The sequence below is a fragment of the Pseudarthrobacter sp. GQ63 genome (assembly GCF_059758765.1).
On record NZ_JCAXEF010000002.1, the window covers coordinates 566,371 to 588,072 of the forward strand.

At 66.3% G+C, this 21,702-nt stretch carries 22 protein-coding genes, 1 tRNA gene and 1 other RNA gene; 11 read left to right on the top strand and 13 right to left on the bottom strand.

Annotated elements, in window-relative coordinates:
* Complete coding sequence (gene xylB / locus AC6CHP_RS07095) at positions 1 to 1,419, top strand: xylulokinase (RefSeq protein WP_188729296.1); 1,419 nt, start codon at positions 1 to 3, stop codon at positions 1,417 to 1,419.
* A 105-nt stretch (positions 1,420 to 1,524) separates the two neighbouring features.
* On the opposite strand, the gene AC6CHP_RS07100 is transcribed toward xylB, so the two are convergent.
* From AC6CHP_RS07100 to AC6CHP_RS07110, 3 genes are read right to left on the bottom strand one after another with little or no spacing between them, the layout of a single operon-like run.
* Entirely contained in the window at positions 1,525 to 2,364 is an 840-nt protein-coding gene (locus AC6CHP_RS07100) for a sugar phosphate isomerase/epimerase family protein (protein WP_498228856.1), read from the bottom strand.
* A 14-nt stretch (positions 2,365 to 2,378) separates the two neighbouring features.
* Positions 2,379 to 3,593, bottom strand: a complete 1,215-nt coding sequence (locus AC6CHP_RS07105) for a dihydrodipicolinate synthase family protein (protein WP_498228792.1) — start codon at positions 3,591 to 3,593, stop codon at positions 2,379 to 2,381.
* The gene (locus tag AC6CHP_RS07110; protein WP_498228794.1) at positions 3,593 to 4,762 is read right to left on the bottom strand and encodes a Gfo/Idh/MocA family protein; all 1,170 of its coding nucleotides are present in this window, start codon (positions 4,760 to 4,762) and stop codon (positions 3,593 to 3,595) included. Before AC6CHP_RS07110 ends, AC6CHP_RS07105 begins: the two co-directional genes overlap by 1 nt.
* A 170-nt stretch (positions 4,763 to 4,932) precedes the next feature.
* Between AC6CHP_RS07110 and AC6CHP_RS07115 the strand changes: the two genes are divergently transcribed.
* Positions 4,933 to 6,021, top strand: a complete 1,089-nt coding sequence (locus tag AC6CHP_RS07115; RefSeq protein WP_188729290.1) for a LacI family DNA-binding transcriptional regulator — start codon at positions 4,933 to 4,935, stop codon at positions 6,019 to 6,021.
* Positions 6,022 to 6,023: 2 nt separating this feature from the next.
* A complete protein-coding gene (locus tag AC6CHP_RS07120) occupies positions 6,024 to 6,797 on the top strand; it encodes an alpha/beta hydrolase (RefSeq protein WP_377194435.1) in 774 nt (257 codons plus the stop codon).
* On the opposite strand, the gene AC6CHP_RS07125 is transcribed toward AC6CHP_RS07120, so the two are convergent.
* A complete protein-coding gene (locus tag AC6CHP_RS07125) occupies positions 6,794 to 7,696 on the bottom strand; it encodes an aldose 1-epimerase family protein (protein WP_498228797.1) in 903 nt (300 codons plus the stop codon). The genes AC6CHP_RS07120 and AC6CHP_RS07125 overlap by 4 nt on opposite strands.
* A gap of 122 nt (positions 7,697 to 7,818) precedes the next feature.
* Here AC6CHP_RS07125 and AC6CHP_RS07130 point away from each other — a divergent pair, with 122 nt between their 5' ends.
* Entirely contained in the window at positions 7,819 to 8,523 is a 705-nt protein-coding gene (locus AC6CHP_RS07130) for a DNA alkylation repair protein (protein WP_498228799.1), read from the top strand.
* On the opposite strand, the gene mptB is transcribed toward AC6CHP_RS07130, so the two are convergent.
* Positions 8,516 to 10,072, bottom strand: coding sequence for a polyprenol phosphomannose-dependent alpha 1,6 mannosyltransferase MptB (gene mptB / locus AC6CHP_RS07135; protein ID WP_498228801.1), 1,557 nt, complete (start codon positions 10,070 to 10,072; stop codon positions 8,516 to 8,518). The two genes, AC6CHP_RS07130 and mptB, sit on opposite strands and share 8 nt — an antisense overlap.
* Positions 10,073 to 10,222: 150 nt before the next feature.
* Here mptB and orn point away from each other — a divergent pair, with 150 nt between their 5' ends.
* The 3 genes from orn to def all read left to right on the top strand — a co-directional run bounded on the left by orn (position 10,223) and on the right by def (position 11,751).
* Positions 10,223 to 10,849: an oligoribonuclease gene (gene orn, locus AC6CHP_RS07140; protein ID WP_188729280.1), complete on the top strand. Its 627-nt coding sequence runs from the start codon at positions 10,223 to 10,225 to the stop codon at positions 10,847 to 10,849.
* A gap of 128 nt (positions 10,850 to 10,977) precedes the next feature.
* Positions 10,978 to 11,050 (top strand) — tRNA-His (locus tag AC6CHP_RS07145).
* Positions 11,051 to 11,178: 128 nt separating this feature from the next.
* Positions 11,179 to 11,751, top strand: a complete 573-nt coding sequence (def, locus tag AC6CHP_RS07150; protein WP_188729278.1) for a peptide deformylase — start codon at positions 11,179 to 11,181, stop codon at positions 11,749 to 11,751.
* 138 nt (positions 11,752 to 11,889) lie between these two features.
* Here the strand turns inward: def and AC6CHP_RS07155 are convergent, their stop codons facing one another.
* Positions 11,890 to 12,630: an alpha/beta fold hydrolase gene (locus AC6CHP_RS07155; RefSeq protein ID WP_498228804.1), complete on the bottom strand. Its 741-nt coding sequence runs from the start codon at positions 12,628 to 12,630 to the stop codon at positions 11,890 to 11,892.
* A 73-nt stretch (positions 12,631 to 12,703) separates the two neighbouring features.
* On the opposite strand from AC6CHP_RS07155, the gene AC6CHP_RS07160 reads away from it, so the two are divergent.
* Positions 12,704 to 13,402 carry a helix-turn-helix transcriptional regulator gene (locus AC6CHP_RS07160; RefSeq protein ID WP_498228806.1) on the top strand — a complete coding sequence of 233 codons (699 nt, stop codon included), beginning with the start codon at positions 12,704 to 12,706 and terminating at the stop codon, positions 13,400 to 13,402.
* A 112-nt stretch (positions 13,403 to 13,514) separates the two neighbouring features.
* Here AC6CHP_RS07160 and AC6CHP_RS07165 read toward each other — a convergent pair whose 3' ends face one another.
* From AC6CHP_RS07165 to rnpB, 5 genes are all read right to left on the bottom strand, one after another.
* Positions 13,515 to 14,312 carry an HNH endonuclease family protein gene (locus AC6CHP_RS07165; RefSeq protein WP_498228808.1) on the bottom strand — a complete coding sequence of 266 codons (798 nt, stop codon included), beginning with the start codon at positions 14,310 to 14,312 and terminating at the stop codon, positions 13,515 to 13,517.
* A gap of 113 nt (positions 14,313 to 14,425) precedes the next feature.
* Positions 14,426 to 14,635, bottom strand: a complete 210-nt coding sequence (locus AC6CHP_RS07170; protein ID WP_104186106.1) for a hypothetical protein — start codon at positions 14,633 to 14,635, stop codon at positions 14,426 to 14,428.
* A gap of 75 nt (positions 14,636 to 14,710) precedes the next feature.
* The gene (locus tag AC6CHP_RS07175; protein ID WP_188729271.1) at positions 14,711 to 16,189 is read right to left on the bottom strand and encodes a glyceraldehyde-3-phosphate dehydrogenase; all 1,479 of its coding nucleotides are present in this window, start codon (positions 16,187 to 16,189) and stop codon (positions 14,711 to 14,713) included.
* A gap of 259 nt (positions 16,190 to 16,448) precedes the next feature.
* On the bottom strand, positions 16,449 to 16,994 hold the full coding sequence (locus AC6CHP_RS07180; RefSeq protein ID WP_188729269.1) for a TspO/MBR family protein: 546 nt from the start codon (positions 16,992 to 16,994) through the stop codon (positions 16,449 to 16,451).
* A gap of 45 nt (positions 16,995 to 17,039) precedes the next feature.
* Positions 17,040 to 17,431, bottom strand: an RNA gene (rnpB, locus tag AC6CHP_RS07185) — RNase P RNA component class A.
* A gap of 57 nt (positions 17,432 to 17,488) precedes the next feature.
* Between rnpB and AC6CHP_RS07190 the strand changes: the two genes are divergently transcribed.
* Positions 17,489 to 18,253 carry a YaaA family protein gene (locus tag AC6CHP_RS07190; protein ID WP_498228810.1) on the top strand — a complete coding sequence of 255 codons (765 nt, stop codon included), beginning with the start codon at positions 17,489 to 17,491 and terminating at the stop codon, positions 18,251 to 18,253.
* A 3-nt stretch (positions 18,254 to 18,256) separates the two neighbouring features.
* Here AC6CHP_RS07190 and AC6CHP_RS07195 read toward each other — a convergent pair whose 3' ends face one another.
* Positions 18,257 to 18,994, bottom strand: a complete 738-nt coding sequence (locus AC6CHP_RS07195) for a zinc ribbon domain-containing protein (protein ID WP_498228812.1) — start codon at positions 18,992 to 18,994, stop codon at positions 18,257 to 18,259.
* A gap of 120 nt (positions 18,995 to 19,114) precedes the next feature.
* On the bottom strand, positions 19,115 to 20,068 hold the full coding sequence (locus AC6CHP_RS07200) for a Nif3-like dinuclear metal center hexameric protein (RefSeq protein WP_377089944.1): 954 nt from the start codon (positions 20,066 to 20,068) through the stop codon (positions 19,115 to 19,117).
* A 101-nt stretch (positions 20,069 to 20,169) separates the two neighbouring features.
* On the opposite strand from AC6CHP_RS07200, the gene msrA reads away from it, so the two are divergent.
* Positions 20,170 to 20,694, top strand: coding sequence for a peptide-methionine (S)-S-oxide reductase MsrA (gene msrA / locus AC6CHP_RS07205; protein ID WP_104186111.1), 525 nt, complete (start codon positions 20,170 to 20,172; stop codon positions 20,692 to 20,694).
* Positions 20,695 to 20,758: 64 nt separating this feature from the next.
* Positions 20,759 to 21,694, top strand: a complete 936-nt coding sequence (gene cysK, locus AC6CHP_RS07210) for a cysteine synthase A (RefSeq protein WP_104186137.1) — start codon at positions 20,759 to 20,761, stop codon at positions 21,692 to 21,694.
* Positions 21,695 to 21,702: the final 8 nt, after the last annotated feature.

Genomic DNA, 21,702 nt, shown 5'->3' on the forward strand with positions numbered 1-21,702 from the left:
ATGGCACTCGTAGCAGGCATCGACAGCTCCACCCAGTCCTGCAAAGTGGTGATCCGTGACGCGGACACCGGAGCACTTGTCCGCCAGGGCCGTGCCAGCCACCCTGAGGGCACAGAAGTCCACCCCGACCACTGGTGGACGGCCCTTCAGGAGGCAGTGGAAGCGGCCGGTGGCTTAGAGGACGTGGCAGCAGTCTCCATTGGGGGCCAGCAGCACGGCATGGTCTGCCTGGACAACGACGGCGGGGTGGTCAGGCCTGCGCTCCTGTGGAACGACACGCGGAGCGCCGGCGCGGCGCTGGAACTGATCACCACCGCCGGCGGCGGCGACGCTGCCGCCGGCGCCCGCTACTGGGCCGGCGCCACGGGCACCGTCCCGGTAGCGTCGCTGACGCTGACCAAACTGCATTGGCTGGCAGTGAATGAGCCGGACAACGCGGCGAAGACAGCGGCGGTCTGCCTGCCCCACGACTGGCTGACCTGGCGGCTGCTGGGCCACGGCCCCGGCAGCGGTCCCGGGAACCTTGAGGCGCTGGCCACGGACCGGTCGGACGCCTCCGGGACGGGCTACTACTCGACAGCGACGGGCGCGTACCTGCCGGAGGTCCTGAAGTCGTCGCTGGGGCATGTTCCGCACCTTCCCGACGTCCTGGATCCCCTGAACGTGGCCGGCAAGACCTCCAGCGGTGCACTTGTAGCCGCGGGCGCCGGGGACAACGCCGCGGCAGCGCTCGGTGTGGGCGCCGGCGTGGGCGATGTGGTGATGTCGCTGGGCACTTCCGGCACGGTCTTTGCCGTGTCCGGCACGCCGGCCGCCGATCCGTCCGGGTTGGTGGCCGGGTTCGCCGACGCCGCAGGGCACTACCTCCCGCTGGTGTGCACGCTGAACGCCACCCGCGTTTTTGATGCCACGGCTGCACTGCTGGACGTGAGCATTGGGGAGTTCAACGAGCTGGCGCTGTCGGCCGAAAATGGCGCCGGCGGCCTGACCCTTGTGCCTTATTTCGACGGCGAGCGCACCCCCAATTTGCCGGATGCCACCGGCTCGCTGCACGGCATTACCCGCGGAAACTACACGCCTGCCAACCTGGCGCGTGCCGCCGTCGAAGGCGTTGTCTGTTCGCTGGCGGACGGGCTGGCAGCCCTCCAGGACCAAGGGGTGGAGGCCCGGCGGATCATCCTGGTGGGCGGCGGCGCCCAGTCAACGGCCGTTCAGCAGGCGGCGGCACAGCTGCTGGGCATCAACATCACCGTGCCGCGCCCCGGCGAGTACGTGGCCGACGGCGCCGCCCGCCAGGCCGCCGGGGCACTCACCGGACATTTCCCGCAGTGGGCGCTTGACGCCGTCGACCTCCCAGCAGGGAGGGACGACGGCGGCGTGCTGGCCCGCTACCGCCGGTACGCCTCGATGCACTCCTAAGGACCCGCGCATGGAAAAGACCCGGACCGCACAGCGGTCCGGGTCTTTTTGGTGGGGCGCAGGCTCCTGCCGTGACGTTAGCAGGAGCCCGCGGTCTGGATCAGGTCAGGCGTACGGCAGGACAAGGTCCGCGTAGCGCTCCTTCACTGTGGACAGGACTGTGTTGCCGTCCGTGTCCCAGATCTCCTGATTGAAAATTTCCACTTCAATGTCCCCGGTGTAGCCGGCGTCGCGCACCCAGGTGCCGATGGTGGCGAAGTCCACCACGCCGTCACCCATGTATCCGCGGGACAGCAGCGGATCGGCGGCGATGGGCATGTTGAAGTCGCACACCTGGTAGGAGGCGATGCGGTCCTCGCGGCCGGCGCGTTCGATCTGCGCCTTGAGTTCGGGATCCCACCAGACGTGGAAAGTGTCGACGGCGACGCCCACCGTGGAGGCGTCGAACGGCGCCGCAAGGTCCAGCGCCTGCCCCAGGGTGGAGATCAGGGCGCGGTCCGCGGCGTACATCGGGTGCAGCGGCTCCAGCACCAGGCGGACCCCGTTCTCCTCTGCGAAGGGAACCAGGTCTGCCAGGCGGTCCGAGACCCGCCGGCGTGCAGCCACCACGTCCCTCTCCCCCGGAGCCAGCCCGCCGACCACCAGGAACAGTTCCCGGGTGTCCAGCGCGACGGCTTCCAGGATGGCCGCCCGGTTGTCCGCGAGTGCCGCGGCCTGCCCCTCCGCGTCCGGCGCGGTGAGGAATCCGCCCCGGCACAGGGAGGAAACGCGAAGGCCGGCGTCCTTGATCAGGCGGGCCGCCTTGTCCAGGCCGGCTTCCTCCACACGGTCCCGCCAGGGACCGATGGCGGGAATCCCGGCGTTGACGCAGCCGTCAACCACCTGGGCGAGGGTCCACTTCTTGGTGGTGGCGCTGTTGATGGACAGGCGCGCAAAGTTTTCCATCCCTGACGTGCTGGTCACACGCCCACCCCGTTGATCCGCAGGTAGTCGGACATCCGGAACGCAGCCAGTGCGGGGTCCCGCAGCAGGCCGGCCTGGTCCGCCAGTTCGAAGGTCCTGGCGAGGTGGCACACGGACCGGCCGGAGTGCAGGCCGCCCACCATCTGGAAGCCGGGCTGCCTGCCGTTGAGCCAGGACATGAACGCGATGCCGGTCTTGTAGTAGAACGTGGGGGCACTGAAGATGTGCTTGCCCAGTTCCCGCGTGGAGTCCAGGATTTCGCGCGCCCTGACGGCGTCGCCGGCGTCATAGTTCTGCAGTGCCACTGAGGCGGCCGGGTAGATCGCTGCGAAGATGCCCAGGAGGGCGTCCGAGTGGTGGGTGCCGTCACCGTCGATCAGTTCGGGGTAGTTGAAGTCATCGCCGGTGTAGAGGCGGACGCCTTCGGGGAGGGCCGCGCGGAGGGCAACCTCATGGCTAGCATCCAGCAGGGAGACCTTGACGCCGTCCACCTTGTCCGCATGGTCCTTGATGAGGCCCAGGAATGTCCCGGTGGCGGTTGCGACATCGTCCGAGCCCCAGTAGCCGGCCAGGGCGGGATCAAACATGGTTCCCAGCCAGTGGAGGATCACCGGCTGGTCCACTTCCTGCAGCAGTGTGGAGTAGACCTTCAGGTAGTCGTCAGGGCCGTCGGCAACCTTGGCCAGGGCACGCGAGGCCATCAGGATGACCTTGGGGCCGGCTTCGGTGATCACGGCGATCTGTTCGCGGTAGGCCTCAAGCACGGCCTTGATGCCGGCTTCGCCGGCCGGCAGGGAGTCGATGTCCAGCTGGTCCGTGCCGGCGCCGCAGGACACCAGGTCCCGGACCGACTTCCCGGCTGTCGCCGCGTTTCCGGCTGAGACCACCGAGGCCGCCTCGACACCTGTCCGCTTGATGAGCTGCTGGGTGGCTGCCCAGTCGAGGCCCATGCCCCGCTGGGCGGTGTCCATGGCATCTGCCACGCCGAGGCCGTAGGACCACAGCTCATGGCGGTAAGCCATGGTTGCGTCCCAGTCGAGCCGGGCCGGGGCGCCGGGGGTGTTGTCAGCGAGGACTTCGGGGATGACGTGCGCGGCAGCGTAAGCCCGCCGGGCAGTCAGCGGGGCGGTGGGGCGGGCCCAGGAGGTGCCGCCCTGCAGCCGGTATTCGCGGGTGCCGCCGTCGTGGGAGGGAAGGATGAGCGAGGTCATTAGAGGGTGATCTCCGGGATGTCGAGGGTGCGGCGTTCATCGTTGGACTTCAGGCCGAGCTCGGCCAGCTGGACGCCGCGGGCGGCGGACAGCAGCCCGAAGCGGTGCTCGCGGCCGGCCACGACATCGCGGAGGAACTCTTCCCACTGCAGCTTGAACCCGTTGTCCAGCTCGGCATTGGCCGGGACTTCCTGCCACTGGTCGCGGAAGGACTCGGTGACGGGCAGGTCCGGGTTCCAGACCGGCTTGGGGGTGTGGGCGCGCTGCTGGGCGACGCACTTGTTCAGGCCTGCGACGGCGGAGCCGTGGGTCCCGTCAACCTGGAACTCCACCAGTTCATCGCGGTAGACACGCACTGCCCAGGACGAGTTGATCTGGCCGATGACTTCGTCGCCGCCCGGGGTCTCGAGCTCGAAGATGCCGTAGGAAGCATCATCCGCCGTGGCCTTGTATTCCTTGCCGGCTTCGTCCCAGCGCGCCGGGATGTGGGTGGCGGTCTTGGCGCTGACGCTCTTGACCTTGCCGATGATGCCCTCGAGGACGTAGTTCCAGTGGCAGAACATGTCCGTGGTCATTCCACCGCCGTCTTCCTTGCGGTAGTTCCAGGACGGGCGCTGGGCCGCCTGGATGTCGCCTTCGAAGACCCAGTAGCCGAACTCGCCGCGGATGGAGAGGATGCGGCCGAAGAAGCCTTCGTCCACCAGGCGGCGGAGCTTGACCAGGCCGGGCAGGTAGAGCTTGTCGTGCACGACGCCGGCCGTGACGCCGGCTTCCTTGCCGATGCGGGCAAGTTCGATGGCCTCTTCGAGGGTTTCCGCCGTGGGCTTCTCGGTGAAGATGTGCTTTCCGGCGAGCATTGCCTTCTTCAGCGTGGCTGCGCGGAGGCTGGTCATGGAGGCGTCGAAGATGACGTCCACGGTGGGATCGTTGATGACCGATTCCAGGTCCGTGGTCCATTCAGCGACCTTGTGCTTTTCGGCGAGTTCGCGGATCTTGGCTTCGTTCCGGCCCACGAGGATGGGTTCGACCTGGATGCGGGTGCCGTCTTCCAGGGTGAATCCGCCTGCGTCGCGGATGGGGAGGATGGACCGCAGCAGGTGCTGGCGGTAGCCCATCCGTCCGGTGATGCCGTTCATGGCGATGCGGATGGTTTTTGTTTCGAAGCCCATGTGTCCTCCACGGTGAGTGAGCAGTTGTACTCAAGCTGATCTGGGAAAGCGCATTCCCACTACGTCAATGATGCACCGAGGGGGTAACGGTTGGCAAGCGCTTTCCGGAAGAACTTCAAACTGCCATAATGTGGTGACCCCTTATTGGCCCCCGTTATCCAGGAGATCCTGTGGCTGCAAGTACCCTTACCGAGGTGGCCCGGCTGGCCGGGGTCTCCCCCGCCACCGCGTCCCGGGTGTTGAACGGCTCGGCACGCAAGCCGGGCAAGGACATCGCGGACCGGGTGCGCCAGGCGGCCGAATCCCTGGGGTACATTCCCAACGCGCAGGCCCAGGGGCTTGCGAAGTCCAGCTCAGGCCTCATCGGCCTGATCGTCCACGACATCGCCGACCCCTATTTCGCAGCCATAGCCAGGGGCGTCCAGGCTGCCGCCCGGGAGCAGCGCAAGATGGTGCTCCTGGCCACCACCGGCGGGGCCCCCGGCGAGGAGCGCGAAGCCGTTGCAGCCTTCGCCGCCCGGCGTGCCGACTCGATCGTCATTGCGGGATCCCGCTCGTGCCGGACCGAGGACCAGGACGACAACACTGAACTCGCGGCGGAGCTTGACCGGTACTGCCGCAACGGCGGCAGGGTAGCCGTCGTGGGCCACGCTGTGGTCGGTGCCACCGCCGCCGAGGGCTATCACGTAGTGGCTGTGCCCAACCAGGAGCTCGCGGGGGCCCTGGCAGGTGAACTCGCTGCCGGCCGGGACAGAGATTTCGTCATTATCGGCGGCCCGGAAGGCCTCCTCACGTCCGACGACCGGATCCGTGGCTTCCAGGAAGGCCTGGCCCGGGCAGGCCGCGCACCCGCCGAGATCCTGCGCACGGCCTTCAACCGCGCGGGCGGCTATGAAGCCGGCCTCCAGCTGGCGGCCAGGATCAAGGCCGGCGCGTCCGGGGGCGGGGAGGCTGCGGCCCCCAAACTGTGCATCTTCGCCGTCAATGACGTCATGGCCATCGGAGCCTCGGCGGCACTGCGCGCTGAAGGGCTGCGGATACCCAGGGACGCCACCATCGCCGGCTTCGACGACATCGAAACGCTGCGGGACTTCCGCCCGGCACTCTCCACCGTACGGCTGCCGCTGGAGGAAATCGGCCGGCTTGCAACCCGGGCTACGGCCCGCCTTTCCGGCGGCAGCGATGCAGACGAGGACGAAGAACAGCCGACCGTCACCGGTGAAGTGACGCTTCGGCGCAGCACCGAGGCGGTGACCTAGGAATGAAGTCCGCACTGACGAGCATCCCTGCGCATCACCCGGCCGGAAGCCGGGGTGCGGGAGGGACCAGTCCGGCCATCCTGGTCCTGCCCGGCGGCGGCTATGCCCGCCAGGCCGACCACGAAGCCGAGCCTGTGGGCGAGTGGCTCGCCGCCCTGGGTATCCACGCGTTCGTGCTGAGGTACCGCGTGGCACCTGACCGGCACCCGGCACCCCTGGAGGACGCCAAGGAGGCCATGCTGCACATCCGCAACGGATCCCACGGCCTCGCAGTGGATCCGGCCCGCGTGGGCGTCCTCGGCTTTTCCGCCGGCGGGCACCTTGCCGCCACGCTGTCCACGTCCACGTCAACCGGAAGCGCCCGCCTGGACGTGCCGGAAGCCGTCCCGGACCTGACCGTGCTGTGCTACCCCGTAGTGTCCTATACGCAGTCCGTGCACCAGGGGTCGGTGGACAACCTCCTTGGCAGCGCGCCGTCGTCGGACCTTCTTGATGAACTCTCCGCAGAACGGAACGTGACGGCGGCAACCCCTCCGGCGTTCGTCTGGCACACTGCGGATGACGCGGCCGTCCCGGCCAGCCACAGCCTGGACTACGCGGGGGCGCTCATGCGGGCCGGCGTTCCTGCTGAACTGCACGTCTTTCCCCGCGGGCGCCATGGCCTTGGCCTCGCGGCGGAGGAACCGGGGCCGGACCAGTGGACGCGGCTGTGCGCCGCCTGGCTGGACCGAGCGGGCTGGGCCTCCCCGCCTTCCGCGGCAGTCAGCCGGGACTAGCCGAGTGCCCGGATGGTCCAGGACGCCGCGTGCGACTCCCCGGGCTTGAGGTGGAGCAGGTCAGTGCCTGAGTTGAAGGCGTCCGGCGGGCAGGTCATGGGCTCGACGGCCAGTCCCAGGCGGTCCGGACCCACGGGTTTGTCGGCGGTGTGGATTTGCACCCATGGCCACTCGACACCCCATTCCAGTTCCACGCCCGTTCCCGCCGGGTCCTGTACCCGGACGCGGGCCATCCCCTGTTTGTCCCGGGAGATCCCGGTGAAGGCGTGGTCGATCTTCAGGGAACCAAGCCGGCGGGGGCTGCGGAAGTCAAATTCGTGCCGTTCCACGCTCTTCATGCCCGTCGGGAGGAGACGGTCGGGCGTCACCTCCAGGAATTCGCGTGCCGGCAGCTCAAGGGTCCAGTCATCCAGTTTCCCTTGCCCTGCCACCAGGTACGGATGCGGGCACACTCCGTAAGGGGCCGTGGCCTGTCCAACATTCACCGTGCTCACCGTGCTGCGCAGCCCGCCAGGACCCAGCGAATAGGTCACGGAGACCTCCAGGTCGGACGGGTAGTGCTGGCCGGCGCCGACCCTGCAGGCCAGCACCACCGAGTCCACGGCTGCCTGCCGCAGCTCCCAGTCCTGCCCGGTGGCGAGCCCGTGCAGTGCGGAGCCGCGCTCGGGCTCGTTGATCACGGCTTCGAAGTCCTTGCCGGCGTAGGTGTACCTGCCGTCCGCCAGCCGGTTGGGCCACGGGACGCAGATGACTCCGCGGTAGTCGGGGATGCGCCCCTCCGGACCAAAACCCACCACGAGATCCCGTCCCTGGTACCGCAACTCCCGCAGCGCGCCCCCGCGGGTTGTGACGAGCGCAGTGTAGGGGCCGCTCGCGATGCTGTGTTCCGTCGATGGCATGGAATTCCTCTGGGCAGGGACGATATTGTTAGCGCTAACCAGACTAGCGCACCTGCGCAGATCTCCTCCAGCAGCAACGCCGCGCCTGCTCTGCCGCTCCCCGTGCTGGCTAAAGTTGCACCATGAACCATAGGGACGCGGTGAATGTCCGGGTGCTCTCTGCCATCCGCACGGCGCTGCAGGCACGGTCCGATCCCGTGCGGGGAGCCGGTGCGAGGGCCTACATGAAGTCCACGATGCCCTGCCTCGGAGTGCGCGTGCCCGAGGTGCGCCGAATCGCGTCAACTGCGGCCGCCGGGGCCCCCTTCGAGTCGCCGGGCCAGCTCCGTGCCACTGCCCTGGAGCTGTGGCGCGGCGCAACTGCGCGGGAGGAACGGTATGCAGCAATTGACCTGACCGCCAACCGACTGGCTGCCGGGGACATGGGCATGCTGCCGGTCTACGAGGAATTCATCCGCAGTGGCGCCTGGTGGGATTTTGTGGACGGCACGGCTGGACGGCTGTGCGGGCTTCTCCAGGCCAACCGGGCGGAGATGACGGGCGTGCTGCTCCGCTGGAGCACCGATCCGGACTTCTGGATCCGGCGGGCCGCCATCCTGTCGCAGCTCAAGGCGAAGGCCGCAACTGATCCCGTGCTGCTGGCGCTCGTTGTGGAAGCGAACCTGGCGGACCCGGAGTTCTTCATCCGGAAGGCCATAGGCTGGGCACTGCGCGAGTACGGCAAGACGGACCCTGGGTGGGTGGCCGCCTTTGTGGCTGGGCACGCCGCAGCCATGAGTCCCCTGAGCCGACGGGAGGCGGTCCGCCACCTGGCGCCGGCTATATAACGGGGCGTTCGACGACGTTCCCGTGGGTCTTGCGGAACAGCCGGCGGGTGCGCGGATCCCAGAAAATCAGGTACAGGCCGAAGAGCAGGCCGGTCACGGCCGCGGCCACGCGGGCCAGGGCGAGCGCAAATCCCAGGTCCTCGGTCTGCAGGTAGGGAAAGACTTCGAGCTGGTCCGAAATGGCATAGATCATGAAGAAGGAGACAACAAAGTAGAGCGCTTTGACCTGCCAGTCGTTCCTGATGCCGGTCACGGCGAAGAGCGGTATCAGCCAGACGACGTACCAGGACTGGATCATGGGAGCCAGCAGGACCACGGCGGCAAAGGCAAGGGTGAGGCGGCGGATCAGCCGGTCATGGTCCCCGCGGAAGATCTGCCAGGCGATGACACCCACGGCAAGCAGCTTTCCGGCGTCGGACACAAAACCTGCCAGGGTGGCACCGTCGAGTCCGAACGAGTTGGCCAGCGAGGCGACCACCATGCCGATCAGCCCCACAGGCGCGTACCAGATGGAGATGCTCCCCGGGGCTGAGAGGCCATTGATCCAGCCGAAGCCGAATCCGTTGACCAGGCTCATCAAGGCCAGGATGCCCAGGCTTAGCGCTGCCGTCAGGCCCCAGAACCCGAACTTCCGGAGCCAGCCCGCGTCCTTGCCCGCCCACAGGAGCCCAATGAACGGCAGGAACACAATGGTGATGGGCTTAACTGCGATGGAGAGGGTCACCAGGACAACACCGCGGACAACCCTGTGCGTGGCGGAGTAGTAGAGGCCGGCCAGTGCCAGTCCGATCATCAGTGCGTCATTGTGGACGCTGGCGATGAAGTTCGTCAGGAACAGCGGGTTCGCGGCCGTGAGCCACAGGGCGCGGTGCGGGTTGACCCCGTGCAGCTCCGCGAGTTTGGGTACATAGATAACGCACAGGACCACGCCCGCCAGCGCCACCAGCCGGAACAGCATCACGCTGGCCTCGGGCTGGACGTTGGTGGACCAGACGACGAACTGCTCAATCCACAGGAACAACTGGCCGTACGGAACGGGGGCTTCGGTCCACATCTTGTCCGCGCCCAGCTGGAAGTAGTTGGACAGTGCCGAGATGCCGTTCTCGTAGGGGTTGAAGCCCTCCACCATGAGCCTGCCCTGCCCGATGTAGGCGTAGACGTCCCGGCTGAAGAGGGGCACGCTGAACATCATGGGCAACCCCCATGCCACGACAGCCATCAGGGTGGCTTTGCGTGCCTCGGCGCCCCACACACGCACCCTCTGACCGAGCCTGAGCCAGGCGCGCACCAGGAGCATGCCGCCGACAGCCAGCAGGATGATGGAAAGGGCCACGCCGGCAGCTTCAGCACGCATCCAGATGAACAGCGGCATCCGGCGGAGTTCCGAAACCGGAGCCAGCCAGCCCACGCCCAGGGATCCGATCAGCATGAACATGGAGCCCACGAATCCGGCAAGGAGCGGGGAACGGGGATTATCCACTTCCGCACCGCCCGCTGCGGCAGTAGCGGCGGCCGCCATCTCCCTCGTCGCAGGCACAGGCGCCGTCATCTCAGGAACGTCCAATCTTTCTCGTTTGCGGTTCCGCCTGGCGGGATGGAACCGGCCGGGGCGCGTCACCACGGGAGCGGCACGACCCGCCGCGTCTCCGAAATCCTAGCACCGGCCGGTGGCCGGGAGGTGAAACGGTAGGCTGGTCCGGTGCCTATATCTAACGAACGAATCGTCTGGATCGACTGTGAAATGACCGGTCTGGACATCAAGAACGATGCCCTGATCGAGGTGGCGGCCCTGGTCACCGATTCGGAACTGAACATCCTTGGCGACGGCGTCGATGTGGTCATCAAACCCGATGATGCCGCGCTGGCCCAGATGAACGACTTTGTCCGGGACATGCACACGAAGTCCGGGCTCCTTAAGGAACTCCCCCACGGCAAGACAATGGCCGAGGCCGAGGCCGCGGTCATGGAATACATCTCCAAGTGGGTTCCGGACCCCCGCAAGGCACCGCTGGGCGGCAACTCCGTGGGGACCGACCGGGTGTTCCTGTCCCGCGACATGCCCGCAGTAGTGGAGCACCTGCACTACAGGGTGATTGACGTCAGCACCATCAAGGAGCTCTCGCGCCGCTGGTTCGCCCGAGCCTACTTCCAGTCGCCGGCGAAGAAGGGCGGGCACCGCGCCCTGGGGGACATCAAGGACTCCATTGACGAGCTCCGCTACTACCGCGAGGCTGTGTTCGTGCCCTCCCCGGGACCGGACAGCGCCACAGCGCAGCGGATCGCCAAGCGCATCACGGCGGCCGGAGACGGGCAGCCGGAAACGTAATCTGCGCCACCTTTCGCGGTTTTTTCCGTGAAAACGGCAAAAGTGGACAAAGCACCCCTGAAGAGCAGGTAAGCTATATGAGTTGCCTTTCCAGAGGGCCGGTCCGCCGGTAAATCTGCAGGTACATGGTGGGCTTAGCTCAGTTGGCAGAGCGCCTGGTTGTGGTCCAGGAGGTCGCGGGTTCAACCCCCGTAGCTCACCCTCACGGGACGGTATGTGCAGCCGTCCTCCAAGGAGGCCGCACCGGATATCCGGTGCGGCCTCCTTATTTTTTTGACTGCTGTGCACACTCTCTCTTGCACGAAACACCGCCGAAGGACCACCTGAAGATGACCGTTCTGCCAATCACCATCTGGGGAGAACCCGTACTGCACCGCCGGGCTTCCGAGGTGGAAGTATTCGACGACGAACTGCGCACCCTGATAGCGGACATGTTCGAAACGAATGACGCCGCCAACGGCGTGGGCCTGGCGGCGCCCCAGGTAGGGGTTGGCAAACGAATCTTCGTGTACAAGTACGCCAACGACGACGACGCTCCTCCCAGCGGCGTGGTGGTCAACCCCGTCCTGACGCTGTCAAAGATTTCCGGCGCTGTCCCGGATCCTGACGAGGAAGAAGAAGGGTGCCTGTCCTTTCCCAGCGGACAATACCCGCTCAAGCGCGCCGAATGGGCGCGTGTTGAAGGTTTCGACGGGTTCGGGCAGCCGGTCAAGTTCGAGGCTACGGGCTGGTTTGCCCGCGTGATCCAGCACGAATATGACCACCTGGACGGCAAGCTGTATGTGAACCGGCTCATGGACCGTTACAAGCGCAAGGCCATGAAGCTGGCGAAGAAGAACGGCTGGGGTGTTCCCGGCCTGACGTGGATGCCCGGCGTGGATCCGGACCCGTTCGGCCACTAGGTGTAATGACCGGACACGTTTGCATCGGCTGGCCTGCCCGGTATCGCCCGACCCATCATTGACCGTGGGCCACGAGAACTGGTCCCTTGGAGACGGAAAGGGGCCAGCCGGCTGACTCCTCCAGGCTGTATGTGCAGTTCAGTTGGTTCGGGAAGCCGCTGACTGAATGGCCTTGGCGAGGTCGCGGGGACGGCTCCACATAGGCCAATGCCCCGTCGGGAGGTCAATGACGTCGAGGTGCTCGATGTTCGCGACTTCGGCAAACATGGCATGGCCTGCGCGGGCCAGCTCCAGCACCTGCGCGCTCGGGATCGAGCAGCACACGAGTGTGGTCCGGACCTTGCGGCGGGCATCGTTCGTGAGCACGACGGGCTGACGAAGCACGGGGCCGGGCTCAGGGACGGCCCGGGCCCGAAAACGCTCGAGGACCTCTGCGCTCAGGCCCTCGAGGCTCGCCTGCTGTGCGAGGACGTCGAGGGGCGGCAGCGGAAGCTCCTCCAACCCCTCCGGGATGCCCCGACCGAAGGCGCTTCCCGCCACCACAGGGCCGGAGTCCACCCACACCACTCGATGGACTAGCTCAGGGTGTCGGTCAAGGACGAGGCTGACGGGCGCGTTCGCCCCGCTGTGAGCGACGAGGGTTGCGGGCTGATCCTCGGAGGCCCCGAGTTGAGTGATGACGTCCAGGACTGCTGCGGCTTGATCGTCGAGAGTCCTCGCCGCACGCTCGGGATCGTCCACGTCGAGACCGGGCAGTGTCATCGCGGTTGCACGGGAGTGGTCGGTTGCCAGGTGTTCAAGCACTTCGTCCCATGCCCAAGCGCCCAGCCAGTGGCCGGCAATGAGAACAATGATCGGACTGCTTGCAGTAGTTGTCATGGCAATACCCTCGCAGGCGTCACGGACAAGGGTATGTCACTATTTATGTCATGAATTCGCCGGGGCTTGAACTGTGAAGCGAGTCGAAAGGCTCCATGCCCTATCCGAGATGTTGCGCCGCAGCGGCACGCGCGGGGTTTCCGCCGAACGGTTGGCGGGAGAATTTGAGGTATCCGTGCGCACAATCAAGAGAGACCTCGATGCGTTGGAGAACAGCGGTGCGCCTATATGGTCCCGCCCAGGTCCGGGCGGTGGCTACGGATTGGCCACAGGCGCATCCCTGCCGCCTGTCAGCCTGTCCCCGGCGCAGGCTGTGGCGCTCATGGCAGCCGTGGCCGCTGCACCCGATGCCCCCTACGCCGATCTGGCAGCAGCAGGTGTCAAGAAGATCCTGGATGTCCTCGATCCCAAAACCCGGGCACGGGCCGACGAGCTGGCCCACCGCGTCTGGGTCAACGCGCTTCCCTCCTCTTCGCGCGCAATTAAGTCGGCACTGGATGAGGCGATGGCCGAGCAGCGCGTGATCCGCATTCGCTACACATCGAGAGACGGGACCACGACCACCCGCGACGTTGAGCCGGTGCTGTTCGCCTCCACCAACGGCCAGTGGTACCTGGTTGGGTGGTGCCGACTGCGCAACGCCATGCGATGGTTCACCGTCTCGGGCATCGAGCGGGCCAGCGTCACCAGGACGGCTTGCGGCGGCCACGCCATCCACGAGGTCGGAGAACCCCCAGCAAACGCCAGGCCGGTGCACGGTCGGGGCGAATGAGTAGCTCAAGCACCTCGTCAGTACAACCAGGCCCGACGGCGCGCGCCGCCTGATTGCCTGTGCCCGGCGGCAGCAACGGGTGAGGTCGGACGCGGTACAGCCGGGTTCCGGCTCAGCGGGCCACAACCGTCTGCTGGCCGGGGCAGGAACCCAGGACGCGCTTCATGGCGTCCTTCTCCGCTTCTGTGACCCACAGGCCGTAGGCGGCCTTTACTGAAACCTGGCGGGCCACATAGTGGCAGCGGATCGACGTGTTTTTGGGAAGCCAGGTGGCGGCGTCACCGGCGCCCTTCTTCTGGTTGGCAGGACCGTCTGCGGCAATGAGGTTCAGTGGATCGTTGGCAAGGTTCTGGCGCTCCCCCGCCGTCAGCGACTGTGCGCCCTTCTGCCAGGCGTCGCCGAGGGCAACCACATGGTCTATCTGGACCGCCCGGCTGCTGTTTGAGCCGCGGCGGAAGTCCACGAACTGCCCGGTGTAGGGCTCATGGAACGTACCGGCTGCCACCCGGCATCCGGAGCCGTCCGTCAGCACTACGTCGGTGAGGTCGCGGCGCAGGATGTCGTTGCGGGTATCGCAGCCGTTCCGGTCCACGTCCTGCCAGGCCTGGCCAAAGGCGTCCCGGCTGTAGTCCGACGCGGCGGCGCGTCCCTTGACGGCCAGCCCGTCCAGTGCGGCGAGGGCAGAACCTGCGGGCACCGGGTGCACAGGCTTAACAGCTTTCATCCACGCGGGATCAAAGACAGGAGCTTCAGTGGGGCCGGAAACCGCAGGCTCCGCTGCGGCAAACTGTCCGGCGGTGAAGAACCAGGACAGGGCCACCATGGCCGCTATTGCAGCTGCCGCCAGGATTCCCCACGCCTGGCGTGAACGCCGTCTCGCCCGCCGATAGGAGGACCAGCTCACGGTCATGGGGTTCCTGGCCTTGCGGTACTCTCATGCACCAGACGAGCCTAGGACACCCGTCCGGCACCCCCGCTGATATCCACAGTGTGGAGGGAGAGTGGAAGGTTACACCGGCGGGGTTACTGCTCCCGCATCACTCTTCGGAGGTCTTCCTCGGCGATAGCCAGCAGCCCTTCGAGCTGGCGCACCCGGTCCTCTCCGACGTCGCCCGTTTTGTGGGCGGCGCGGGCGCCCTCAAGGAGCCGGACAGCCTCCTTGTGGTTGGCTTTGGCGATGTCGAGGGCGTGCTCAAGGGTTGTTTCGTGCTGGAGCGTCGAATCATTTTCCATTCCACCAGTGTGGTCCCGTTTCCCGGCTGATTCCAGCATCATCAGCCGGGAAATCGTGAGACCCTGGCCGGAAGCCTACACGGCGATGGCTGCGAGGGCGGCTGCAGTTTCCTTTGCCGGGAACGACGGCGGGTTCACGCCGGCCATCTCCTCCATGACGCGGACCACCTGGCAGCTGTAACCGAACTCGTTGTCGTACCAGACGTAGAGCACCAGATTCTTCTCGTTGGAGATCGTGGCCAGGCCGTCAACGATGCCCGCGCGGCGGGACCCGACGAAGTCGGTGGACACCACTTCGGGTGAGTCGATGTAGTCGATCTGCTTGCGCAGGTCCGAGTGCAGGGACATCTCCCGCAGGTAGTTGTTGACCTCGTCCTTGGTGGTCCCGTTCTCCAGGCTCAGGTTCAGGATGGCCAGGGACACGTCCGGGGTGGGGACGCGGATGGAGCTGCCGGTCAGCTTGCCAAGCAGTTCGGGGAGGGCCTTGGCGACGGCCTTGGCGGCGCCGGTCTCCGTGATCACCATGTTCAGTGCCGCCGACCGGCCGCGGCGGTCGCCCTTGTGGAAGTTGTCGATCAGGTTCTGGTCATTGGTGAAGGAGTGGACGGTCTCCACGTGCCCGTGGACCACGCCGAATTTGTCGTTGATGGCCTTGAGCACCGGCGTGATGGCGTTGGTGGTGCAGGACGCTGCGGACACAATCTTGTCCGTATCCTCGATGGTGCCCTGGTTGATGCCGTGCACGATGTTCTTCAGGTCGCCCTTGCCGGGGGCAGTCAGGAGCACCCGCGCAACGCCCTTGCTCTGCAGGTGCTGGGAGAGGCCTTCCGCGTCACGCCAGCGTCCGGTGTTGTCCACCACCAGGGCGTTGCTGATGCCGTAGGCGGTGTAGTCGATGGTGGCCGGGTTGTCCGAGTAGATGACCTGCACCTGGACGCCGTTTGCCGTGATGGTGTTGGCTTCCTCGTCAATCCGGATGGTGCCTTCAAAGGAACCGTGCACGGAGTCGCGGCGCAGCAGGCTGGCCCGCTTGGAGAGATCGTTGTCCGAGCCCTTGCGCACAACGATGGCGCGAAGCCGGAGGCCGTGTCCGCCGCCGGCCTTTTCGATCAGGAGGCGGGCCAGGAGCCGGCCGATCCGGCCGAAGCCGTAAAGCACCACATCGGTGCTGGTGCGGTCATCGCCGCCGCGTTTGCCGACGACGTCGGCCAGTTCCGCGCGGAGGAATTCTTCAAGGGTGGCGCCGTTGCCCTCTTCCTTGAACTTCTGGTTCAGCCGTGCAATGTCGATCGCGGCCGCGCCGAGCTCCAGGTTGGCCAGGGTGTTCAGGAGCGGAGCGGTCTCCTCCAGCAGCAGTTCGTCCTTGCTCATGCGGCGCGCAAAGCGGTGCGCCTTGAGGATGTTCATGGTGGACTTGTTGATCAAACTCCGGCCGTGGATGCTGGTGACCACGTTGTTTTCGCGGTACAACCGGCCGATCACCGGGATCATGGCCTCGGCGAGGGCCTCGCGGCCCATCCACGTATCAAGACAAGAATCTGACGTCTGGCTCACAGAAATACCTTCCTCGGTTCAGCCGTGTACGTCCTCGTACACGGTTGTCGGCCACCACATGTCGTGCAGGGGCGCCTGCGCCCGCGGGGGTCGGCCCCCGGGCGCCTGGATCAATCACACGCAAAGAAAAACCGCCGGCTGCGAACGCAACTCCGGCGGAAGAACTCCTGCGTCCGCATCCATTCTAAATTGGCTGGCGTCCGTAATTCGGCCCGGATGGAGTGAAATCACTCACAAGGAAGGCCGTTGCGCCAGACGATCAGTTGTGGATGGCCGAATAGAGATTGAGGCTGGAGGAGAAAACCACCCAGGACAGGTAGGGAAGCATCAACAGGCCTGCTGCGGGGCTTACCGGACCGAAGCGCAGGATGAGGAAGGCAACCGAGGCTCCAAGGGCCGCGATCACCAGGAAAGCCGCCCAGAGGGACGCACCGCCAAACACGGGAAAGAGTCCGAAAAAGGCCAGCGGCCATGCGGCGTTGAGCACCAACTGGGTGAGGTAGCCCGCCAGCGTGCCTCCGGTAAGGGCTCCCTTGCGCCAGACCAGCCAGGCGGCCACCGCAACCGCGGCGTACAGCAGCATCCACATGCTCCTGAACATCCAGCCGGGCGGCATCCAGGGGGCCTTGGCCGACACCGCGAACCAGCCGCTGGAATGCAGGATGATGGGGACCGACGCCGCGGCCCATGCGGCCAGGGAGAGCGAAAAGAAGCCGGCCAGGGCAACAGCCTGTTGGCTGCGTCCGGGGACTTGCTGCGGAAGAGCAGCGCCGGGGCTGTCTTGCGGGTCATGATTTGCGGGCACGGTTCAGGATCCCCAACACATCGTCCAAGGTCAAACCAGTGTGGATGGATGGGTTGACCGATACGCCGGGTTCTGTGCTCCCGTTCCGTTGCCGGCACGGGAGTAGCGGCCATCCATCTACGAACGCCGTTGCCGGCGCCCTCCAGCGGCCTACCCGGACACTCGGGCGGGCAGCCCTCAAACGTGTCCTGTCTGGCCTTGCTCCGGGTGGGGTTTACCTAGCCTTCCCGGTCACCCGGGAAGCTGGTGGTCTCTTACACCACCGTTTCACCCTTACCTGGTTCGTGCCGCTTTCAAACCGGCGCGACCCAGGCGGTCTGTTCTCTGTGGCACTGGCCTGCGGGTTACCCCGAGTGGGCGTTACCCACCACCCTGCCCTGCGGAGCCCGGACGTTCCTCGAGCCACTTGCGTGACGCGCGGCCGCCTGGTCAACCCATCCAAACCCCAGTCTACCGGTGGGCTTGCCCTTTCCCGCCGCCGGTAGGATCGGACGGTGCTGATTCTGCTTCCCCCTTCCGAAGGCAAGACACCCGCCGTCCGCGGATCCGCCGTCGAATGGACTTCCCTGAGCTTCCCCGAATTGAACGCCTGCCGCGCCAAAGTGCTGGATGCGCTGGGAACGGTGAGCGCGCACGAGGACGCCCTCTCGCTGCTGGGTGTGGGCGCATCGCTCCAGGACGACGTCGACCGCAACACGCGGCTTCATGCCGAACCGGCGGCGCCCGCCCACCGGATCTATTCGGGGGTGCTTTATGACGCCCTGGGCTACAAAACCCTCACGGCTGCGCAGCGCCGCAAGGCGGACGCGTCCGTCCTGGTGGTTTCCGCGCTCTGGGGCGTGATCCGTTTTGGTGACAGCGTGCCTGCCTACCGGCTGTCCATGGGTACTGCACTGCCCGACGTCGGCCGCCTCGCCTCGTTCTGGAAGCCACAGCTCACCGATGCCCTTGCCGGAGCGGTGGAGGGGCAATTGCTGGTGGACTGCCGCTCAAGCACCTACGCGGCGGCGTGGGCGCCGCCCGCTGCCCAGACCGTGTCCGTCAACGTTTTCACCGAGGTGAACGGGGTCCGCAAGGTGGTGAGCCACTTCGCCAAGCACACCCGCGGCGAACTGGCCCGGCACCTGCTGGTCCGGCGAGGGAAGGCCCCGGCAGCGCCGTCGGAACTCTTGAAGGCAACGCGGGAAGTGTGGGCCGCGGAACTGGTTGAAGGTTCAGCCCGGAAGCCGCACGCCCTGAACATCATCCTGCCGGGCTGAGGGTCAGGCCCACTCCTCCGAGCGGACCAGGATGGCGCCGGAGTCCGGGCAGAAGACGATGTCGTCGGCAGCTGCGGCCTTGACCTCGGCAAGGTCGCCGGGGCTCAGCTTCATGCCGGACGCCTCGGAGGTGCCATGGAACAGCCTGGCGGCGCCCACTCCGCGCCTGGCCAGCGTCTTTTCGTAGACGGCCAGCAGGCCGGCATCCAGGCCCGCAGCGAATTCGGAGCGCTGTGCGCGGAGGCCGCCCGCTTCCGCTTCCACGGCGGCCAGTTCCGCGTCCAGCTCGGCGCGGATGGTGCCGAACGACCCCTGGATGTCATCCACAATCCCCTGTTGCCGGGCCTGGGTGGCCCGCAGGGAATCAAGGCGCTCCATCACCTCGAGTTCAATGTCCTCCAGGTCCGAGCGCCGCTTATTGAGCGAGGCGATGTCCTTCTGGAGGGCCACCAGGTCCTTGGACAGGCCGGTGCCGCTGTTCAGCCGTGCCTCGTCCCGCTGGATACGGGAGGCTACCTGTTCCACGTCCGCCTCGGCGCGCCTGAGTTCGGCTTGGGCGTCGTGGACAGCCACTTTCGCGGCGCCCAGCTCACCGTTGGCGACGGAAAGGGCGGCTTCGAGGTCCTTGATGCGCGGATCGGTTTCCAGCGCGCGGCGGCGGTTGGCAAGCGACTTCAGCTTGGCATCCAGCCCCTGCAGTCCAAGCAACTTCAACTGTTCCGCCGGTGCTGCCTTCGCCACTGTTACCTCCGCTTGATTCCTTCCGGCCGGTGCCGGGCGCCTGGACGGCGCTTCCTAGACTCTAGCGCCTGCCCTGCTCCCCAGCTCCCCTGCCCCGCTGTGTCTCCACCGGCTCCGGGCTTAACCCGGGGTGAGGATGAAGTCCCAGGGATCGCTGTTGGTGGTGCTGACCTGGATTTCGACGTCATGGCCCTGGTCGGCGAGGACATTGCCCAGCGCGGCTGCCGCGGCCGGCAGCCACAGCCACTCACTGGCGAAGTGGGAAACGTCAATCAGGTAGGGCCGGCCGTTGTGGGCAGCTTCCCTTGCCTCCGACGCCGGATGGTGGCGGAGGTCCGCCGTGACGTAGACGTCGGCGTTGCTGGCCCTGACCTCGTTGAAGAGCGAGTCACCCGCGCCGCCGCAGACGGCAATGCGCCGTACCAGGCCGTCCTTGTCGCCGGACACCCGCACTCCCCCTGCCACGGAGGGCAGGATGCCAAACACCCGGGCAGCAAAGTCTCCCAGGCTCATGGCCTCCGGCAGGTCCCCTACCCGCCCGATTCCCTCTTCCGGCAGTCCGTTTGCCGCCACGGTGAGCGGGGCCGCGTCCTGCAGGCCCAGGGCGTCGGCCAGGACATCGGAAACGCCCCCGACGGCGGAATCGCCGTTGGTGTGGACGGTCAGCAGGGCTGTGCCGGACTCGATCAACCGGTGGACGGCCCGGCCCTTGGGCGTGGTGGCCGCGACCGAGGTGACACCCCTCAGCAGCAGCGGATGGTGGGTGATCAGGAGCTCGGCACCCCACTCCACTGCTTCTTCAATGACTTCCAGGGTGGGGTCCACGGCAAACATGACCCTCGTGACTGGAGCCGAGGGGTGTCCCGCCACCAGCCCCACCTCGTCCCAGTTCTCCGCCAGGGACTCGGGCCACAGTTCCTCGACGGCCAGGAGCATCTCGCCCAAAGTGGGGACCTGCGTCTGCCCCGCCGCCGCGTCATTGCCGGACGCGTCTTTCCCGGAAGGGGCCTCGCCGCCGCGAGGCCCGCCGTCGTGATTTTCGGGGCCGGTAACGTCGGTGTCCACAGGTTCCATAGTCTTAGTTTTACCCCATCGCGTCCTCCGCGCCGCACGGCGACGGGCGGCGCCCGCGGCGCCCAGGGAATCATCCGGCGCCCCCAACCATTGAAGAGGTCATGAAAACTTTTGTTTTAGGCGGAGGCTGCTTCTGGTGCCTCGACGCTGTCTACCAGAAGACCAAGGGTGTCAGCGCTGTGGTGTCCGGCTACACGGGCGGCCACGATCCCAACCCCGACTATTACTCCGTGTGCAACGGCACCACCGGGCACGCCGAGGTGGTGGCTGTGACGTTCGACGAGGAGATCATCCCGGAAGAGGTGGTCCTTGACATGTTTTTCGCCCTGCACGATCCCACAACGCTGAACCGCCAGGGCTATGACGTGGGAACCCAGTACCGTTCCTCGATGTTCTATGAGACCACCGAGGAGAAGATTCTTTTCGAGGAAGCGATAGACCGCAACCAGTCGCTGTGGGCCCATCCAATCGTCACGGAGGTCAGCCGGCTGCCGCGCTTCCACGTGGCGGAGGACTTCCACCAGGACTACTACGCCAAACATCCCGAGCAGGGGTACTGCCAGGTGATCATCAACCCCAAGCTCGCGAAGGCGCGGAAATATTACTCTGCATGGCTTAACGCTTAGCCACGGTTACGCGGCCTCGTTAGGCTGACCTCAGTATTCACCCCTCAGAGATAGGCGTATGTACATGGCACGGATCTATGACGATGTGACCCAGCTGGTCGGCGGCACCCCGCTGGTCAAGCTCAACCGGCTCAGCGAGGGGCTGGATGCCACCGTCGCCGTCAAGCTTGAGTTCTACAACCCGGCCAACAGCGTCAAGGACCGTATCGGTGTGGCAATCGTCGACGCCGCGGAGAAGTCCGGTGCACTGAAGCCGGGCGGGACCATCGTTGAAGGCACCTCCGGAAACACCGGCATCGCCCTGGCCATGGTGGGCGCGGCCCGCGGCTACAAGGTCATCCTGACCATGCCGGAGACCATGTCCACCGAGCGCCGCGTCATGCTGCGCGCCTTCGGCGCCGAGATCGTCCTGACCCCCGGCTCAGAGGGAATGCGCGGCGCCGTGGAGAAGGCCCAGGAAATTGTGGCCAACACGGAAAACTCCATCTGGGCCCAACAGTTCGCCAACGAAGCCAACCCTGAAATCCACCGCAACACCACGGCGGAGGAAATCTGGGCTGACACCGACGGCGCCGTGGACATCTTCGTTGCCGGCGTGGGCACCGGCGGAACCGTCACCGGCGTTGGCCAGGTCCTGAAGGAGCGCAAGCCCGGCGTCCAGATCGTGGCGATCGAACCCAAGGACTCCGCAATCCTCAATGGCGGCGCCCCCGGCCCGCATAAGATCCAGGGCATCGGGGCCAACTTCGTGCCCGAAATCCTGGACACCAACATCTATGACGAGGTCCTGGACGCCACCCTCGAGGACTCCGTCCGCGTGGCCCGCGAGCTCGGCGTCAAGGAAGGCATCCTCGGCGGTATCTCCTCCGGAGCGATCGTCTGGGGTGCACTGGAGCTGGCGAAGCGCCCCGAAAACGCGGGCAAGCTGATCGTCGCCATTGTCTGCGACTTCGGTGAGCGTTACATCTCCACCGTGCTCTATGACGACATCCGCGGCTGACCCGGCCG

Bases quoted from the DNA above. Each gene is read 5' to 3' on its own strand.
- xylB (WP_188729296.1), top strand. From the start codon at position 1: ATGGCACTCGTAGCAGGCATCGACAGCTCCACCCAGTCCTGCAAAGTG.
- AC6CHP_RS07100 (WP_498228856.1), bottom strand. From the start codon at position 2,364: ATGGAAAACTTTGCGCGCCTGTCCATCAACAGCGCCACCACCAAGAAG.
- AC6CHP_RS07105 (WP_498228792.1), bottom strand. From the start codon at position 3,593: ATGACCTCGCTCATCCTTCCCTCCCACGACGGCGGCACCCGCGAATAC.
- AC6CHP_RS07110 (WP_498228794.1), bottom strand. From the start codon at position 4,762: ATGGGCTTCGAAACAAAAACCATCCGCATCGCCATGAACGGCATCACC.
- AC6CHP_RS07120 (WP_377194435.1), top strand. From the start codon at position 6,024: ATGAAGTCCGCACTGACGAGCATCCCTGCGCATCACCCGGCCGGAAGC.
- AC6CHP_RS07125 (WP_498228797.1), bottom strand. From the start codon at position 7,696: ATGCCATCGACGGAACACAGCATCGCGAGCGGCCCCTACACTGCGCTC.
- AC6CHP_RS07130 (WP_498228799.1), top strand. From the start codon at position 7,819: ATGAACCATAGGGACGCGGTGAATGTCCGGGTGCTCTCTGCCATCCGC.
- mptB (WP_498228801.1), bottom strand. From the start codon at position 10,072: ATGACGGCGCCTGTGCCTGCGACGAGGGAGATGGCGGCCGCCGCTACT.
- def (WP_188729278.1), top strand. From the start codon at position 11,179: ATGACCGTTCTGCCAATCACCATCTGGGGAGAACCCGTACTGCACCGC.
- AC6CHP_RS07155 (WP_498228804.1), bottom strand. From the start codon at position 12,630: ATGACAACTACTGCAAGCAGTCCGATCATTGTTCTCATTGCCGGCCAC.
- AC6CHP_RS07165 (WP_498228808.1), bottom strand. From the start codon at position 14,312: ATGACCGTGAGCTGGTCCTCCTATCGGCGGGCGAGACGGCGTTCACGC.
- AC6CHP_RS07170 (WP_104186106.1), bottom strand. From the start codon at position 14,635: ATGGAAAATGATTCGACGCTCCAGCACGAAACAACCCTTGAGCACGCC.
- AC6CHP_RS07200 (WP_377089944.1), bottom strand. From the start codon at position 20,068: ATGGAACCTGTGGACACCGACGTTACCGGCCCCGAAAATCACGACGGC.
- msrA (WP_104186111.1), top strand. From the start codon at position 20,170: ATGAAAACTTTTGTTTTAGGCGGAGGCTGCTTCTGGTGCCTCGACGCT.
- cysK (WP_104186137.1), top strand. From the start codon at position 20,759: ATGGCACGGATCTATGACGATGTGACCCAGCTGGTCGGCGGCACCCCG.